Origin of the sequence: Leptospira interrogans, from assembly GCF_900156205.1 — a bacterium.
Lineage (GTDB): Bacteria > Spirochaetota > Leptospiria > Leptospirales > Leptospiraceae > Leptospira > Leptospira interrogans.
On the sequence record NZ_FTNA01000008.1, the window covers coordinates 49080 to 66339 of the forward strand.

Consider the following 17260-nt stretch of genomic DNA (forward strand, 5'->3'; position numbering starts at 1 on the left):
TAATTTTTAAGTAAGACAACGTAGATTTAACGAAAATAGAATAAGTAATATCTTCTACAAACATCAATTGTTATAACATAAGAATCCAGATTTTTAAGCGAGGATGTACCTCATTATTTGAATCAGAAAACACAATCTATCCAATATTTTTATTCGTTAAAAAAATTAAGGGTTTTATTAATTCGTATTAATGTATTAGAATTGTTGAAAAATTAATTCTCCATCTGTTTCTATTTTATGGAAACCGGCAATTGAAGCAGTTTTGTTAATCGCCACTATGGAATTTTTCAACAACTCTATTTTTTTACTCTGTAAATGTTGCTCTGCCCAATACAAAATTCGAAAAGCCAAATTTAAAAAGAAATGTTGCACTTAGGCAAAAGACGTTGGATTCTTTCTTTTTCTTCCGAAGGAAATTGATTCCCTTTTAAGCTAAGTCTTGCCAGTTGTTTTAAGGCTGCGATTTGTTTTGGTAACATCGTAAGTTGGTTTTCTTCTAAATATAATTCTTTTAGATTTTTTAAATTTCCTATTTCAGGGAGTAGCGATATAAGTTGATTTCTGCCTAAAACTAAATTACGTAAATTTTTCAAATTGCCTATCTCTTTGGGAAGTGTTGTAAACTGATTATCATATAAATAAATTTCTAATAAACTTTCCAAGTTTTTGATTTCTTGCGGGAGTTTTGTGAGTTCATTTGTACTTAAATGTATACGCTGTAGTTTTCTTAAGTTCCCGATTTCTTGCGGTAATATTTTGAGTTGATTTCTGCTTAAATATAATTCTTTTAAGTTTTTTAAATTTCCTATTTCTTTAGGAAGTGTTTGAAGTTTATTCCATTCTATCGACAGTTCTTTTAGTTTTTTTAAATTCCCTATTTCTTTAGGAATTGTTTCAAGTCTGTTTCCATTTAAAGACAATACCTGTAAGTTTTTTAAATTTCCTATTTCAGGAGGCAGAGTTGTAATTTCGTTCGCGCTTAAATATAATTCTTTTAAATTTTGTAAGTTTCCAATTTCCTTTGGAAGTGTTTTCAGTGGATTTTCTTCGTTATCTCTGTAATTTAAAACCAACACATCTTTAGGATTTTTGAATGCTTCTTCTAGATCGGTATATTCTCCCTGCTTCAATGGACGTTTACAAAAAAAACTCAATAAAACAAAAACGATATATACAATCTTTTGCAAATTTCTACCATTTTTCGAATCATTAAAAATCATTGAACTTCTGTTCCCTCAAAAGTAAACTTTGTAGAATCAACACTCAACAAAGGACCTAATTCATAAATGTTTTTATATCCATAAGCTTTCAAAGAAATGAATGTGGACAAGTTAAGAGAAGCTGCGGGTGCTTTAGAAGCAAACGCTTCCGGACTTCCCGTAAAATTATTATTACAGTATATTAGGATTTTAGAATTTATCTTTGGAATTACTTTTGCGAGAGATCCCTTTGTAAATTCTGTAAATGGAAGACTGACTGCACCTTTAATATGTCTTAGCTTGTAACGAGACTCGCTGCGAGCATCTAAAAGAACTACTTCCTTATCTTGAATCATATTTAAAAATTCTTCTTCCGTGAGGCGTTTTGCCTCTCTTTCTTCTGCAGAAGAATTAACTATATTTTGAAATTTTTTGTAATCGATTAACCGGTTCGGAATCGGGTTTCGTTTTGTCTTTACAAAGTCACTTTCCTTCGCCATTATAGTTACACAGAAACAGAAATTCAATAATAACAAACAAAATATTTTCATGAGAACCTTTTTCTTGCAGAGTATTGGCAGTTAAAATCTATTTAAATTTTTTAATCGTCAATAGTTTTTTCATGAATACAAATAAAGACTATCATAACGTTCCTACTACTAAATTATTATCCGGACAATGGTACCAAAATAAACGGGCGATTTTTACAAAGATATAGAAGTCCTCACAAAATTGCGTCGAATCCAAAATTGTTGTTTTTTTTGAAAAAGATTTTGCATTCTAATTTTTGAAATAAACTTATTACAGTATTCTTTTCATACGTTCGAATAGTATATGTCCCAATTTGTTGGTTTTTCTGAAAAAATTCATACCCTAATTTTCCGCTTAACCAGTGTTTTATCATACTCAGTTTGATTGGATAGAAGCATTTTCAAAATATGTAATAAATACGTTTTAAATACCCTCTCTCAATTCTCAGACGTCATTTGCCATTTCCGGATTCACTCTTCGTCAAAATTTTTAGAACTTCTTTTTAATTTTTTTTATGTTCTATAATATATTTTTAATTTTTATAGAAATTACTTAAAATCAAAGTTCTTATCGTTTTTGTTTGCGAGATCACAGAGTTTCAAAATGAAAAATAAAAATAAGCTTTTGCGAATTATATCCATTTGTGTATATTAACGCGTATTAGGTGTGAGTAAGAATTTTCTAAAAGTAGTAGCTCCTACAATTTTAGAATTGGTTTGCAAAGTTGTGATTTGTAGCAGTTCTTACGTCATTTTACAGATAAACCTAAATTTTGTGGTAGTTCCCACATTTAAAGAATCGATCTGTAAAGTTCAGATTTCAACTTTTTTCAGAATCATGAGTTTCTTACACCGAACACACGTTATATTACAATGATTCAATTGATTCAAAACTAAATATTACGTCTCTTTAGATAATCAATAATAGTATATTTTTATTATATTATTGACCCTTAAAATCCGATTATTCTATAATAAAACGCTTTTGCGAACCTGTTTCTCCCGATTTTACACGGGACTTTCGCACCCAAACGTATACGCTTCGTTTGGCGATTGAATGGTTTCGCTTAGTGTTTATCTGCATGGCACATACAGGTTCGCAATTATTATATGTATAGAAAAAGCAATGAGTCTTTTTTCCCATACATTTTTGCGAGTCTTTAAAGCCGCTGTTTCTTCCTTTGTTCGCAAAGGAAACGGGAAGTAGAACTCACAACCTAAGAAATATTTTTTATGTCCGATTCGTAAAACCAGTTTGATTTTTTTAATTGTAAACTACTTATGAGATTGAATATTCTAAATTTTAAATGAAGGTATGAAATTTCTCACAAATCCACTTAACATTTCTACGGTTTACTACTTTTTCACTTCTATAATTTTTTGTATAAGTTTTACATTCCATTAAAAAAAATGAGTCTTTATAAAACGTTATTTAAATATAAATAACCACTGTTTATCGTTAGACGACACTTAAATATAAGAAAACTCTTAATATAAAACCTATGAAATATATTCTTTCATCCATTGGATTCGTATTATTTTTGATTGGAAATAATTTAATTTCTGCAGAAATAGAATCTTGTTTTACTTCTTATCCAGAAGTGGTAGTAAGAGATTCTCCTAACACATCCGGAAAAAAAGTTCGTATTATTAAACAATCCATTCCTTTAAAAATTTTAGAAAGAACTTCTACTTTAGAAGAAATTAAAATAAGAAATCGTAAAGTTCAAAGCAATTGGGTAAAAATATCCGACGGATGGATCTTCGGCGGTTTAATACAATGTATACCCAAGATATTTTTTGCTCATCCAATTTCCTATCACGAAGAAGAATTACCATTTTCTCCATCGGATTCAACCAATTGGATTGCAATTTACTTACAACAAGAAAGTTATCTTAGAAAACAAATCTCAATCGATCTAAAAAGGGAACACGACACAGTAGTAGACCAAAATGAAAATATTAAAACAGGTTATAAGGTAAATGTAATAAATAATCCAATCGTGCTTATCAAAGGAATTACTTTCAAAAAAGGTAATTTCCCAGCTATTACTAAAAAAGTTCCGTTAGAATTAGAATTTGGCAAATCCTATCATTTTAACTTTGAAAAGGACAATTACAGGATTACTTCTAAAGGTAAACCGGTCCAATCCTCCGGAATAAACGGCTATCAATTAATCCTTCACAAAAACAACGAAGAGATGATCATTGATTCACGCGTTTACAGAACCGAAAAACCTATTTTAGTTTTTGCAGGAGATATTGACGGAGACGGGGAGTTAGATTTTATTTTTGACTTAAAAGATCATTATAACGTTTCCAACGAACATTTATATATTTCATCCGAAAAAATAAACGACTTTTTTATAGTTCCGGTTGCTGCCAATTGGAATACAGGGTGTTAGATGTCAAATACATAGAAAACAAAATGGTAAAAACTAAATTTTCTAAAAATATCAATCTAAGAATATTATAATTCTCTAAAATATCGATCTATGATCGTTTTCCAAAGGAGAACAGAAACACTTGCGGTTTACCGTCTTCAACCTTTTAACATAAGAAAGTTTTTTACAGAAAATTAGACTACAAAATGATTCTCTCTTTATTTAACTAATGTGAGTTTGGTGTAAAAATTTTTATTTCGAAAATTTTTCCAGTAGTTTTGTAATTAATTCGTTTAAACTCTTTTCGACGTGATCCCAGGATTTTTTATTCATAGGCTCTAAAGGCATTTTTTTATCGAGTTGTTTGTATCGATCAAAACTATCTCTTGCATATTCTAGATATTTTTTAGGATCGATTCCTAATTTTTCCAACGGACCCTCGTTTTTAATATAAATAGAGGCCAATTTTTCAACGTATTCGTCCTGTAAAAAATAGTATCGAATGTCTAGTTTAACGTCTTCTATGGCTTTATAAATTTTAGAAGTTTGAGGTTCTTTTTTTTCTGTTGAAGATTTTTCGGGAACATTTTCAGAAACAGAAGTCTGAGGTTTTTCATTACTCTGAGATTGTCCAGAAGAAGAATTCCTCTTCAACATCTTTTCCAATTTCTCACGTTTTAAAATATCGAATAAAGCGCTTTTCTTATTTTGAGCCACAATTACACCCTAGCTTTAAATTCATCTTTCAATTTTCTTATCGGAAGGTATAAGTATACCCACGATTACTATTATTTTATAAGACGAATTTTCAGGGAAAAAACCATTTTTCATCCCAATCTAAAAAAAGATTCACATTTCTTAAGTGTACATTTATAACCAAGGATCATTGAAATAGAAAAGTTAGAACTTAGAAATGGTAAGTTAAGGGGTTTTTTCTGAACTCGTTTTCAATTTTCTTAAAGCACAATTAGGAAGCCAATCACAACGAAGACAAAAAGGATCTTCAGGTTGAAAAGTAGGAGGAGGACATAAATTTACATTCGTTTGTTGTAATGGAATCAATATATCTTCCTGATCGGAATAAGAAATTTTTTTAGAAAGTTCGTCTAACAATTTCAGATTTTTTTGAGCCTGAAAATCTAAATCTTCGTTCAAAGAACGTGTAGGTTTAGTATTCTCCGAATCTTTGTTTTTAGGAAAGATCTTTCCGAAATTATTTTTTAAAATCAAAGGAGCCACTAGAGTCGCGCCGATCGCTCCCCCTAAATGACAGGAATTACTAACTACAAAAGGAGAATGGAAATAATAAACTGCAACGAAATCAGCCACAAAACCGCCGCCCACAAAGATCCAAGCCGCATAACGCGCTTTCATTCTAAAAAAAACAAGAAATACCTCCGTTTCAGGAAATAAAATTCCGAATAAAACGAGTATCCCTGTCACTCCGCCGATAGCTCCTAACGTTGTAGTCTGAAAAAGATCCATAGGATAATGAATTCCTAATATTTCATTTAGAACTGGCGCGAGTAAAACAGTAATTCCTCCGGTTAAAATTGCAGTAAGATATACAACCGTAAACTTCCACGCCGAAACATATCTACAGATCAAACCGCCGAACATCACAAATACATACATATTAAAAAATAGATGTATAAACGGAATTCCATATGCTTCGTGTAAAAATCCGTATGAAAAAACCTGCCAATAGTGTCCGTGAAATACTCTAAAAGGAGTTAACGCAAAATAATATTCTATAATTCCGGTCCCACCGGCAAAAAGCTGAAGGATATAAACGAGAACGTTTACAATTAAAATTAAATTAATCGGATGAAAAATGGAATAACCGAAAAGAGATATTCCGTTTCGGTATTTTCTTTTTGCCATATTGGATAGAATACGAATTGTGGTCAGAGAGTCAAGCAAGGCTAATCCGGGGCAAATTTGCCCCGGGTTTCCACATTCTCCGGGAGAAGGAGAATGATTTTTCAATCACATTCTTTAAATCGAAAAATCGTGTCTCAACCTTTAGAGTCGGAAAGAAAAAAATGCAGGAATCAGGACTAAAACCAATTCTTTGGAAAAACAAAGAACTTATACTTTTAGATCAAAGAGTTCTTCCGGGGACTACTTCATACATCACGGCAAAAACCTTAGAAGATTGTATCTTTGCGATTCGAGAAATGGTCGTTAGGGGAGCCCCTGCAATTGCAATCACAGGAGCTTTTGGCATCACTCTGTATTGGAATAGTCTTGTTTCAAAACCGTCTTTTTCCGAACTCAAGTTAAAACTTTCAGAACTTTTAGAATCCAGACCTACCGCAGTCAATCTAAGACTCGCCATTGAGGAATTTTCTTCCCGTTTTCCAGAATCTAATTATTCTTCCTTTAGTTTGGAAGAGATACAAAAAGGTGCAGAAGAATTGGCGCTATTTATGCTCAGTGAAGATTTAGAAAACAATCTGACACTTTCTAAATACGCCCTTTCTCTTTTTCCAAAACAACCCTCTTCTTTGAACATAATCACCCATTGTAATACGGGAGCCCTGGCTACTGCAGGACACGGAACCGCGTTAGGTGTTATACGATCTCTTAGAGACGCGGGACACTCTCTTACCGTTTTTGCAGACGAAACCAGACCTTACTTACAAGGAGCTCGCCTAACTGCTTGGGAATTACAAGAAGAAAAAATTCAATCTTTTTTGATCACGGACAATATGGCCGGTTGGGTAATGTCTTCTAGAAAGATAGACGCCGTTATTGTAGGCGCGGATAGAATCGCTTCTAACGGAGATACTGCCAATAAAATCGGAACCTATCCTTTAGCAATTGTAGCCAAACACCATGGGGTTCCTTTTTACGTAGCTGCTACCGCCAAAAGTATGGATTTTAGAATTCCAAATGGTAGTTATATTCCGATTGAAATGAGAAAGGAAGAAGAAATCACTTCATTCGGTTTTTTAAAAGACTCTGATGGAAAACCACTTTTAAAAGAAGGTGTGATCGCACCCAAAGGAATGAAAGCTCTCAATCCATCCTTTGACGTAACCCCAGCTTCTCTCATTACTGGTATCATCACAGAAAAAGGAATTGTTTCTCCAGTTACGGAAGAAAATCTAAAGAAGATTTTTCAATCAATCTGAGTTTTGTATTTACTCTTTTATAAAAATCCAGCAAATCGAACTTATGTTCCTCTGTAAAATTTCAGAATTTTACTGCAACAAAAGACAATTTGATTTTTTATATTATAATATTTTACTTTTTTAAAACAACCAAACGTATAATCTTGTTACAAAAATAATCAACAACAATGATTTTTTTTGATCGAAAAGCTTAACTCAAATCTTCTCAGAATACATTCAAAAACTCTAAAATTCAAAAACGGTAAACCAATATTACTTTTAGAAAGTCGCCATACTTGATATTCTCTGTTCCCAATTCTTTAATCGGCTTGGATGATAATTCTTTTGATTTTAGAAAGGTTTATCCAATAAATAACGTGAACTCGATTTAAGAATATTTTATAAAAATCTGATTTTTCCATAAAAATGGATGTAGGAACTTTTACTTTTAGAATTTGTTCCTAAAATCGTAATTTGCGGGAGTTCCCACATTTCAGGAATCAAGATCACAACTTTTTTAGAAAAGTTACTTACGCTGAACTCACACTAACTAAATGTTTTAGATAGTCGTTCCTGAAAAAATGGAAAAACTCAAATTTTGAGGCTAAAAAAAGGAGATCTAAAGGATTTCAAAAAATTTGAGCTTTCTCTCAATTTAATTTTCACCGTGTTTTCTATAATTTTTTGATACTTTCCGGTGATTTTGTTTCTTACTATTTGTTCTTGGATGGCGTTTTGTTTATGTTATACGACATTTGAAGCCTTTTTACGTCCCCTTTACTATTTTGGAGAAGTTTCATTTAAAAATCTAATTCTTTCCGATATTTGTGGGGTTGGTTATGGCTCTCAAACTCAGCGTCTCACTCTCCACGGATCGTTCGACAGATCGCGTTAACTCAGCAAAACGCTTTCCTATGGGTCCGCGTTTGGAACTCAGCAGAACGCTCTCTACGGATCGCGTTTGGAACTCAGCAGAACGCTTTCCTATGGGTCGCGTTCTAGATTAAAACTTAAGGCGAAGTATCATATTACGTTTCTTTCATACAATTTATTAACTGAAGCCGAAAACGCAGCCGGATTCATCCAAGCCTTCTTACTCTGAATTTACGTTATTGAAGTGTAAACAATTTGTATTTTATAATTCTGAGTAGTTGATCTTAAGTTTTATTCAATTAGAAGAAAATTATTTCGTTTGAAGAGCGACCATAATCGCTTTTTCCTGACCTGGTTCAAATACCATCATAAAAGAAGACTGAAACTTAGTGATCTTTTCTATCTGCCGTCTATAATGAATTACGGCTCCAGGATACGCTCCTTTTTGAACCGCAAGTCTTACGGCACCCGGGTTAAAACGAGAACTTTTCAGACTGTCTTGTTTGAATTTTAGCATATTCAAAATCTTTAATTTTTTGTTATAATCTTCAAAAACAACTTTAAAAGCGATCTTTTTATCTTCGGGGAGATTTCCTCTGAAACGTTGAACCATGTGTTTGATCTGTTGGATCTTAGGGAGAATTTTTTCCATTTCTTTTTCTCCCATTTGAATCTTTCTACTGATTTCTTGAAAAGAACGGTCGTTCTTAAAATGAAATCCCAATTCCACAGTAACATCCAATTCCGCACTGGAACCTAAAGAAACGACCGAAATACCTTCGTTGGTTCTGATTTTACTCGAAACCAGGTTACCATTCTGTCCGTTCAAAATGATAGAACCTAAGGTATCAATCGTAGAATTTAAAATCGCACCTTCTACGATTATATCCCCTTCCGTTTCCAAGTAAGAGTTTTCTATAAACTTAGTCTGAATTCGTCCAGTAACCAAAATGATTTCAGTACCCGAACCCTTGATTCCTCCGTGAACAATTAGATCCTGTCCTACCTTGATCTGATTACTTTCTAAATTTCCATAAACTACAAGCGAACCAGTACATTCAACAACGGAACCAGGCTCTACATCACCCCGAACGATTACGTTTCCATCAAATTGAATGTTTCCTGTAGAAAGTCCTACATTTCCAGCGATCTGCAACTCAGGAGATACGGTGATAGACACTTCCGTAGCAAAGATAACTCCGTTACTCGAAGCAAAATACTCCTGAAGATTTTTACCTTCTTCTATAACGTTTCTTTCTTCGATATGATTCCCAACTACAAGTTTCGGTTTTTTAATCGAAGGTGCCGGAATGATATTTCCAAATACGTCAAAACCTGGAATTCCAGGGATCCCTTCAAATTTAGTAGCAAGTTTTTCACCTACTTTCACATTAATATAACGATCTATATTTCTAAAATCGGCCCTACCATCTTCCAGCAACTTGACTCGCTTAGACATTGGATGATAAAAACGAACCCAGCCGTTTTCTCCGGGAACAGGAGCCACACCCTTTGCAACCTCCATTTTAATCGGAGTAAAATCCCCCTTTTGCGCCGCTCTCTCTAATAAATTTAAAATTTTTCGAATCTCATCCGTTAAAACCCGATCCCTATGAATTCCCCAATCTTGGATAACACCCCAAAGTTTATCTTTGGATAAGATCGTCCCTTTTAGATTATAAGGTCTGACGGTAATCGTTGCGGAAAGTTGATCCGTGGATACTACAATCGTAATCGCGGATTCAATAGAAACAGGAGAAATTTGAGATTCTGGTGTAGGCGTATTCATAGGCTCTTCGTTCGCATTCATTGTATGTCAATCTTTCAGTCATAAAACTAAGTCTCTTATTTCTCGAGAAATCGGAAACCCAAATGTAATATATATTGTTCCGTTGAAATGAAACTTATTTTTTACTTATATACCTGTCCCAAAACTGAAATTTTATACTAAAAAAAGAAACCCACTTAAGAAACAACAAACTTCATTTCTGTTTTATACTTAAAATTTTATCACTTTTCCAAGAGAAAACGGACTGAAAAAAAAGAAGAATCCAAAATTGGAATTAACTAAGCTAAGACGAAAAACGATCTAAAAATCCACATTCAAAAGAGAAGATTTACTGAATTTAAATACTCTCCCCAAAACTTAGCCATAGGTAAAATTTCGTTTAGACCCGAATAAAACGGTCTGTGATCCCCATGCGTAAGTAGACTCGTTTCTAAAAAAGAAACCTTTTGATTTCCATTTTTCAAAAGTAAGTTTCTAAGATCTTTGGATTCTTGGGGAGAAATCACTGGATCATCGTCTCCGTGAAGTAAAAAACAAGGTCTGTAAAAATGATCCGTAAAAAATGCTGGAGAAGTTTCTTTTGCAAACGTTTCCGGAACAATAGATTTAATTTCAAGCGCCAATTGATTTCTAAAATCAGAACTTTCTAAAAACCTTTTTAAGAAATTCTTATCTTCTTCATTCAAATTTAAAAACACTTTAGGACCTTGAACCGAATCTTCTTTTCTAGAAAGCCCATTGTCCAAAGCAGATTCTAAAAAATATTTTTTTAAACCTTCTGGCTCAGAACGAATCAGATGAATATAGTTATACATCATCACGTTCACGGCATAACTTTCGATTTCATAATTTTTTAATACGAAAGGTAATGTTTTTACGAAATCAGAATAACTTCCGATCAAAAGCGCTGAGTTTAAAACTTTTTGGCATTCAGAATCCGCCAAAGCGACAAATCCCATTCCAGCAGAAAAACTTGCGGAAATATAAGAGACCGGACATTTTTCTAAAGCGTGAATTTTAAGAAACGAAGCTCTTATATTGGAAATCGTTTCGGAACGAATCAAAAGATTTTTTACTTCTGTAAGTTCTGGAAGATAAACCCTAAATCCTCGATTGGCTAAATTATTTCCCAAAGCTAAAATTCGAACATCGTCGATTCCTTTAAAACTCATTCCGTGTTGTAGATAAATCACTGGTTTTTTAGAGTTTCCTGGATTTTCCAAAACCTTTGTTCTCAAAGAAACGGAACCAGATAAATCCAAACTAATTTCGGTTATGTGTGCTTGTTTTGGAATTTTTAATCCGGAATAATCGATCAAAAATGGGAATCCGCGAATGGCGCTGAAAAAGTTCATCGGCATTGCAGATTTTAATCTTTGGTAAAAATCTCTACAAATTTTTTCATCCAATGTTTTTTTAATTGGAATCAATACGAATCGTTTTCAGGGATCCTCAATTTTTTAATTGTTAAGATCATTATACACTTCGACTTGTTCTCTCTTGTGTAAGATATCTTTGATTCTTAGATTCCAAAATTTTTCTCTATCCGGATTTGCAACCGCGGCCTTCCGAAACCAATCGATCGCCTCTTCTAAATAACCGTTGTTTAGATAATAGTAAGCTATGTTTGCAAACGCGCCCTCGGATCGATTTCCGGATTGGGCCAAGGCGAGTTTCCAAACCTCTAACGCTTCCGGTTTTATTAAAAAGATTTCGTGGTTCTCATCGTCTCCTCTTCCAAAATACTGGAAGCCTTCCTCCAATAATTTCTGCACATTCGGATCAGAATCGTTTCGGATCAAATTCAGTTTCGTCTTCTTCCATTGTGGAAAGATTTTTCTTGTATGAGAAAGACCTACGTTCTTCAAAGCCATTTTTCCCGCTCGGATTGGATCGGGACAGGCACGTTGCCCGAAATCATTATATCCTCTTTCGGTTTCAGAAATTTCAAACGATCTTATCTTCTGGTTTTTAAAATCAACTAAATACGTTTTAATTTCCACTTGAACTTCCATCAGCCCGGTCTCCTCTTGATCTTCCTTCTCTCTAGGATAGACGGGTCTACTTAAAAGACGTTCCTCGAACTTCATGATTTCTTTATAAGAAATTTTTTCTAATTTACATTCTCCGAATTTCAGACGCGCTTCGGAAATAAATACGAAGTCTTCATTGAATAATTTTCTAAATCGAGGTATATCATTTCGAATTTCCTCAATCGAAGTATGTTCTAAAATTTTAGAAGTAGAGATTGAATTGAGATATTGAAACGAATAAAGAAAGTCAAAATTGAAATACACGGATGAAAAAAAACTTTTAGCCAATTCTCTTTCGATCGATTCTTTCGGATGAGAAGGGATTACGATGGGTCGAATATAAAACGGAATTACGTGCGGAACATGCTGTAAAAGACCTCTCAAATCCTTACCGTCGTTTGAAAATATTGGAAAATAAAGTACAGGCTGAACTTTCAAAGGTTGTAAAAGTCCGAAAAAAATAAAAGGAAGAGCTACGATCGTAGCAGCGGCATAGGCAAGTCCGAAGGCTAATCCAAATTGAACTCCCATATAAACACTAATCGCTCCATCTCCAGCCAAACCAATGCCAACTCCGGTAATATTAGTGCTCTCGTAATAATCTTTTACCCATTTATTGACAAGTGTTCCCGTAAACGTAGCACAGTGTAATTGACAAAGAAGAAGAAAGAATATAAAAATCCTTTTTAGGTTCATTGTGTCTACTCAAATCTTGAGAGTGAAGCTCTCTCTTTTTTCATATAACTCTTGAAAACGATAGAAACTATCTCCGGAATAGCCCGTCACGTTACAAACCTTTGAGATGTTCTCCAAAGTCGCTGCTAACGTCAAGGCTCATCTTGTTTTTGACTTTGATTGCGTTTTTTCGGTAGGAGTAAAAATAAACATAGTAAAGTATGTAAGAAAAGGAATCCCGAAACTAAAAGCATATACAATCCTCTTGAGCTGATACGTAAAGCCAACCGATAACTACCATTCCCACTAGACCGATGTTTAACCAAAAACTGAGATGCGAATCTTGCGCTTCTCAAATTTTAACATATAAAAAAAGCCAAGCGAACGATACGAACGCTCCCCCAAATATGAGTATTATTACTATTACTTCCATAGTAGAACACGAAATGCGAATGAATTCTCAAAGCAATTAAATTGCTGATAACAACGAACACCTAATGTCGCAGATCCCATATGATCCCAAAAGCAACAAGAATTCGGAAATCTGATCTTTATCCTTTTTTTATATTCTAAATTGGATTCTTTCCACTTTTTTAGGGAATACTTCTTGCACTTCAAATCGGAACGATGGTTTCTGCAATCGGAATATTCGCGCATTCAATCAAAGCGTTGATCGATCCTCGGGCCACTATATTCTGGTGCGTTGGAACGTTTGCTATCACCGTTATCTTTGTGTTTTTATCTTTTATATCTTCATTGTTTTTCGAGTTTCAGATTTGAAACTAAAACGGCCAAAGACAACCGGGGAGATTCAACCTCATCCGCTCAAAGTCTTTTATCATCATTCGTATCAGACCACGTTGCAGAGAATTCAACTTGCGGAAAATTGGAAATTGCTGAACATAGAACGGAAGTAGATAAAAAGAGCCACTTAGTATTCCAAGTTTTTGTGATCGGGAAATCCGCTTGTTGCCCGCAAATCATATTGAAAAGTTAATTGTTTTTAAATTTATATAGGGGAAATTGAATGAATCCCATAAGCATCGGGCTACTTTATTTTTTTGGAAGCATTGCAATTGGCATCTTCTTAGGCTGGATAATCGGAAATTATTTCAAATTCGAAGTCGGTCTTATGTTAGGTGTGTTCACTCCGGGGTTAACATCAACGTTTGTAGCGATCCAATTATTTTTTATCGAATATCAAGCAAGATTACAACCCGGTCCCAATCGGTTCATCGGCGAAGCCGACGATTTTGTTTTTGAACTACTCAACGCCAGTCTTGTGTTTATGCTGATTGCGGTATTTTTAATTTCGTTTATGATAATTTTCCTTCACAATTCCTATACGTATTATCTCCAAAAACGAAACCAGAATTACAAAAAAAACTTAGAGCCAGAGCCAGAAAAAGTTCCTGAAAACTTTTTAGCGTTTTTAATAAACTTTATCTTTAATATTGCAACGTTCGGAGGAATACCGATTGTAACGTGCTGTGCGTATTTTTGGACAAAAGATCTATTCTTTAGTTTCCAAATCGGCTTAGGAACTACTGCGATTGGAATTTTGGGTCATGCTATCAAAGCACTCTTCCAAAGGGACTTATCATGGAGCTTCTACGCATTTTTATTATGTTTTAATTTCGCCGCTTGGATTTTCGCCCTTGAGTTCTTCGAGTTCATGTAAGATTTCATCGCAGGTAAACATTTCCAAGAAGCAAATCCGAAAATCTTTTGATCAAAACAACTTAACAAATCCCTAAAATTTCTTCATGAGTAAAATTAAATATACTCTTCCTAAGTATTGTTTTGCTTTTAAGTCTTTTAAGAAATAGATCAGTATATATTGTCTATAAGTTTCTAAATCCACCGGTATCAATTTATGATTGAGCATCTCCGGCGGCAAAAGATCAGTTTTAAATCTTCCTAGTTTTATTTCTGTAATTAATAAACCACAAATTTGATTGGCAAACTCCATCAAAATAGAAGGCGCGTCCGCTCTTACAGTAGGATCTATGTGAAAAGATTTAGCCACCATAGGAAGCAGCTTTAATTTTGTATAACCATCCATCGCGAGAAATAGTTTTCCTTCTATTTCTCCTTTAAATTCTACCATTGTACAATTTTCGTAACAGAGTCCCTCGTTTTTGGAAGGACCAAACGCTTCCCTTATCGCGGTTACGTTCAAAGTTTTATCCAGATATTCTGGAAAGATCTGAGAAATCGTAAGAATGAATTTTTCGTCGAGTAACGGATCTATACTCACAGACAAATATACCGGTTCGGACCTTCTTCTATGGAAAGTCCAAGCGCCTTTCTTGCGTTAGACGACCATTCTTCTCTACTTTCCTCTAAAATGGAAACTCCCAAATTGAGATCCACCAGATGATTTTCTTTTTGTAAGGATTCAACGAGTTCGTTTAGATTTTTACTAAAAAAATCCCATTCTTCCGGAGAAACAAAAAAAGCCAATCTATCTTTTCGAATCCTATAAAAACGTACCTGTTTATGTAATAATTTGGATGTCCATAAAGAAATCCATTTTAAAACGTAAGGATACGGTGAATCAGTTTGAATACTTGCAAGAATTAGAATATTCTCATCTACACGAACTTTATCTAATTCGAACGCGTGTAAATTTCCGAAACCAGTTTCCGGATCAGAAGACTCAAATTGTATAGAAACTTGTTCCTCGTATTCCTCCTTCCAGGATTGAAACTCTCTTGATTCTAATTGACTCCATTCGTTTTGAGATATTTGGAGATAACCAAAAGGTTGAGCGGTCCCCAATGGAATCATTATGGAACGATCCGAAAAAGAGATTCTTCCTTCCGCGATTTCTTCTATACTTTTTTTAGTTAAAATATTTTCTTCTGGAGATTCAGGAATATGAAAAACTTTTCCTTTTCTAGAAGCCAAAAGAAAAGATACTTCTCCGCTTAAAAAATAAATTTCCGCTCCGTTTAGTTTAGATCCAAGTTTTTCCAAAAATTTCTGATGAGCGCGGATCAACTCAGGATGAGTCGGCACTTCCCGTTTCCAAATTTTATCGATCCGAGTTTGGTTAGTCCTTAGAATTTCAGAATTTATATTTTTTTCTGTTTTTGTTTCGTTTTTTAAATCAGAACTTTCGGCTTTTATTTTTTCTAAACCAACTTCTAAATCTGAAATTGTATCGTGAGCATTTACTATTTCCATCGCCGAATCTGTTTTCTTTTCGTTTTGTTCGCTTAAAGAACGACCGGAAGTTTTTTGTGAACTTTCCTTAAGAACAAGACCAAACAAAAGTAAAAGAGAAATCGAAATTCCACCGAAAACCAACGTATCTCCGGTAAATAGATTTTTATTGATGTTTGTATGTACATCAAAAGTACAACTAAAAAAAATGAAAATGATTCCTAAATATTGGATTTTCATAAGCAGACTGCCGTTAATATATTTAACGGGTAAATTCCCAGACCTCTGAATTAATTTTTATGAAGTTATACAATGAACTAGCAGAATTCTACTTCGATATCGAAAAACCATCTCGTAAGATTGATTCGGAAGCCAGATTTTTAGATCGTATTTTTAGAAAACACAGGATCATGTCCATTTTAGATATGGGTTGCGGTACCGGAGAACATGTACGCTATTTTCAATCTTTAGGTTACAGACCGAAAGGCATCGATTCTTCCTCTAAAATGATCGAAGTCGCTAAAAAAAGATATTCTCATTGTAAGTTTGACGTTTCTCCCATGCAATCCTATCAATCCGGAGCCCTTCTGGATTGTGTAGTAAGTTTATTTGGCTCGTTTAACTATCTTTTGACGAACGAAGAAATAGATGCTACTCTCAAACTTATAGAACAAAATCTAAAACCAGCAGGTTTAGCAATTCTTGAAGTTTGGAATGCAGAACCTCTTAGAGCAATCAAAAGAAAACCGATTTCTCCCGTGGCTCAAATTAAATCCCAAAACGCTACGATTCAGAGAAACAGAGGCTTTCGTCTGGTTAGAGCAGATACCTCTACCATGGTGGAAGTCAATTACATCTATCAAATCAATACTAAGGAAGTAAGAGATAAACACGTTATGCGTGTTTTCTATCTTCCCGAAATCGAGAAAATGATTCTAAGACATAAATTTGAAATTATGCATGTTTATTCCGGTTTTAACGAATCTAAATTCAAAAACTCTGCGGGTAGAATGATTCTCGTTTTGAAAAAAAAGAGTTCTTAGTTTTAGATAAATTTATTTTTCTTTTATCTTTCAGCAACAGATTCTCTTAAAAACGATTTTTAACATCTACTTGATTTTTTAAATTAGTTGTGCGATTCTTGGTTCATGGATCTAGATTTAGAAAATTTAAAAGAGCAAATCGTCGCTCTTGTACACCCTCGAAAAATAATTCTTTTTGGGTCTAGAGCCAATGGTACCGCGAATGACCAGAGCGACTACGATATCTTGATCCTGATGCAGAATGGAACGAATAAGAGAGCAATTGCTCAATTCTTGTATCAAAACATAGAAAATGTTGACAAACCTTACGACTTCATTGTAGCTACAGAAGAAACAATCGAAAAATATTCTAATTTTCCTCATCTCGTCTATTTTTATGCCCTTAAAGATGGAATAGAACTCTATGCTTCATAACGATCCGAGCTCTCCAATTTGTTTGGTTAA

General features: G+C 34.0%; 16 protein-coding genes. 7 read left to right on the forward strand and 9 right to left on the reverse strand.

Translation table 11 applies throughout. The annotated features are described in order from the left end of the window. Nucleotides 1-353: 353 nt before the first annotated feature. Entirely contained in the window at nt 354-1220 is an 867-nt protein-coding gene (locus BW942_RS08685; RefSeq protein WP_000576922.1) for a leucine-rich repeat domain-containing protein, read from the reverse strand. Further along, on the reverse strand, nt 1217-1699 hold the full coding sequence (locus BW942_RS08690) for a rhodanese-like domain-containing protein (protein WP_001982097.1): 483 nt from the start codon (nt 1697-1699) through the stop codon (nt 1217-1219). The genes BW942_RS08685 and BW942_RS08690 overlap by 4 nt, the downstream gene beginning before the upstream one ends. Nucleotides 1700-3231: 1532 nt before the next feature. Here BW942_RS08690 and BW942_RS08710 point away from each other — a divergent pair. After that, entirely contained in the window at nt 3232-4134 is a 903-nt protein-coding gene (locus BW942_RS08710; RefSeq protein ID WP_000875156.1) for an SH3 domain-containing protein, read from the forward strand. A 231-nt stretch (nt 4135-4365) separates the two neighbouring features. Here the strand turns inward: BW942_RS08710 and BW942_RS08715 are convergent, their stop codons facing one another. Together BW942_RS08715 and BW942_RS08720 are read right to left on the reverse strand one after the other, a co-directional pair. Next, a complete protein-coding gene (locus BW942_RS08715) occupies nt 4366-4830 on the reverse strand; it encodes an LIC11177 family protein (RefSeq protein ID WP_000068280.1) in 465 nt (154 codons plus the stop codon). Nucleotides 4831-5034: 204 nt separating this feature from the next. Beyond that, nucleotides 5035-6102 carry a rhomboid family intramembrane serine protease gene (locus BW942_RS08720; RefSeq protein WP_002971320.1) on the reverse strand — a complete coding sequence of 356 codons (1068 nt, stop codon included), beginning with the start codon at nt 6100-6102 and terminating at the stop codon, nt 5035-5037. 56 nt (nt 6103-6158) lie between these two features. On the opposite strand from BW942_RS08720, the gene mtnA reads away from it, so the two are divergent. Both mtnA and BW942_RS21715 read left to right on the forward strand, forming a co-directional pair. Further along, entirely contained in the window at nt 6159-7253 is a 1095-nt protein-coding gene (gene mtnA / locus BW942_RS08725) for an S-methyl-5-thioribose-1-phosphate isomerase (RefSeq protein WP_001158185.1), read from the forward strand. Between the two features lie 940 nt (nt 7254-8193). Beyond that, nucleotides 8194-8334 carry a hypothetical protein gene (locus BW942_RS21715; RefSeq protein WP_002085324.1) on the forward strand — a complete coding sequence of 47 codons (141 nt, stop codon included), beginning with the start codon at nt 8194-8196 and terminating at the stop codon, nt 8332-8334. Nucleotides 8335-8415: 81 nt separating this feature from the next. Here the strand turns inward: BW942_RS21715 and BW942_RS08740 are convergent, their stop codons facing one another. The 3 genes from BW942_RS08740 to BW942_RS08750 all read right to left on the reverse strand — a co-directional run bounded on the left by BW942_RS08740 (nt 8416) and on the right by BW942_RS08750 (nt 12623). Further along, nucleotides 8416-9915, reverse strand: a complete 1500-nt coding sequence (locus BW942_RS08740) for a flagellar assembly protein A (RefSeq protein ID WP_000993253.1) — start codon at nt 9913-9915, stop codon at nt 8416-8418. Nucleotides 9916-10208: 293 nt separating this feature from the next. After that, complete coding sequence (locus tag BW942_RS08745; RefSeq protein WP_001132139.1) at nt 10209-11255, reverse strand: alpha/beta hydrolase family protein; 1047 nt, start codon at nt 11253-11255, stop codon at nt 10209-10211. Between the two features lie 99 nt (nt 11256-11354). Further along, the gene (locus tag BW942_RS08750; protein WP_001050103.1) at nt 11355-12623 is read right to left on the reverse strand and encodes a tetratricopeptide repeat protein; all 1269 of its coding nucleotides are present in this window, start codon (nt 12621-12623) and stop codon (nt 11355-11357) included. Between the two features lie 709 nt (nt 12624-13332). Here BW942_RS08750 and BW942_RS08755 point away from each other — a divergent pair. Together BW942_RS08755 and BW942_RS08760 are read left to right on the forward strand one after the other, a co-directional pair. After that, nucleotides 13333-13599 (forward strand): hypothetical protein, encoded by a 267-nt coding sequence (locus BW942_RS08755; RefSeq protein WP_000333680.1) that lies wholly within the window; start codon nt 13333-13335, stop codon nt 13597-13599. 30 nt (nt 13600-13629) lie between these two features. Next, the gene (locus tag BW942_RS08760) at nt 13630-14283 is read left to right on the forward strand and encodes a hypothetical protein (protein ID WP_001068316.1); all 654 of its coding nucleotides are present in this window, start codon (nt 13630-13632) and stop codon (nt 14281-14283) included. A gap of 72 nt (nt 14284-14355) precedes the next feature. On the opposite strand, the gene BW942_RS08765 is transcribed toward BW942_RS08760, so the two are convergent. Both BW942_RS08765 and BW942_RS08770 read right to left on the reverse strand, forming a co-directional pair. Continuing rightward, nucleotides 14356-14868 (reverse strand): chemotaxis protein CheX, encoded by a 513-nt coding sequence (locus tag BW942_RS08765; protein ID WP_000116541.1) that lies wholly within the window; start codon nt 14866-14868, stop codon nt 14356-14358. Continuing rightward, nucleotides 14859-16013 (reverse strand): hypothetical protein, encoded by a 1155-nt coding sequence (locus BW942_RS08770; protein WP_000701809.1) that lies wholly within the window; start codon nt 16011-16013, stop codon nt 14859-14861. The genes BW942_RS08765 and BW942_RS08770 overlap by 10 nt, the downstream gene beginning before the upstream one ends. A 59-nt stretch (nt 16014-16072) precedes the next feature. Between BW942_RS08770 and BW942_RS08775 the strand changes: the two genes are divergently transcribed. Then, a complete protein-coding gene (locus tag BW942_RS08775) occupies nt 16073-16816 on the forward strand; it encodes a class I SAM-dependent DNA methyltransferase (RefSeq protein ID WP_000780983.1) in 744 nt (247 codons plus the stop codon). A gap of 105 nt (nt 16817-16921) precedes the next feature. Further along, nucleotides 16922-17230 (forward strand): nucleotidyltransferase domain-containing protein, encoded by a 309-nt coding sequence (locus tag BW942_RS08780; RefSeq protein ID WP_000362472.1) that lies wholly within the window; start codon nt 16922-16924, stop codon nt 17228-17230. Nucleotides 17231-17260 lie beyond the last annotated feature (30 nt).

Excerpts from the sequence above, each read along its gene's own strand:
- BW942_RS08780 (WP_000362472.1), top strand. The coding sequence starts at position 16,922 with ATGGATCTAGATTTAGAAAATTTAAAAGAGCAAATCGTCGCTCTTGTA.
- BW942_RS08740 (WP_000993253.1), bottom strand. The coding sequence starts at position 9,915 with ATGAATGCGAACGAAGAGCCTATGAATACGCCTACACCAGAATCTCAA.
- BW942_RS08685 (WP_000576922.1), bottom strand. The coding sequence starts at position 1,220 with ATGATTTTTAATGATTCGAAAAATGGTAGAAATTTGCAAAAGATTGTA.
- BW942_RS08750 (WP_001050103.1), bottom strand. The coding sequence starts at position 12,623 with ATGAACCTAAAAAGGATTTTTATATTCTTTCTTCTTCTTTGTCAATTA.
- BW942_RS08760 (WP_001068316.1), top strand. The coding sequence starts at position 13,630 with ATGAATCCCATAAGCATCGGGCTACTTTATTTTTTTGGAAGCATTGCA.
- BW942_RS08745 (WP_001132139.1), bottom strand. The coding sequence starts at position 11,255 with ATGCCGATGAACTTTTTCAGCGCCATTCGCGGATTCCCATTTTTGATC.
- BW942_RS08770 (WP_000701809.1), bottom strand. The coding sequence starts at position 16,013 with ATGAAAATCCAATATTTAGGAATCATTTTCATTTTTTTTAGTTGTACT.
- BW942_RS08690 (WP_001982097.1), bottom strand. The coding sequence starts at position 1,699 with ATGGCGAAGGAAAGTGACTTTGTAAAGACAAAACGAAACCCGATTCCG.
- BW942_RS08710 (WP_000875156.1), top strand. The coding sequence starts at position 3,232 with ATGAAATATATTCTTTCATCCATTGGATTCGTATTATTTTTGATTGGA.
- BW942_RS08775 (WP_000780983.1), top strand. The coding sequence starts at position 16,073 with ATGAAGTTATACAATGAACTAGCAGAATTCTACTTCGATATCGAAAAA.
- mtnA (WP_001158185.1), top strand. The coding sequence starts at position 6,159 with ATGCAGGAATCAGGACTAAAACCAATTCTTTGGAAAAACAAAGAACTT.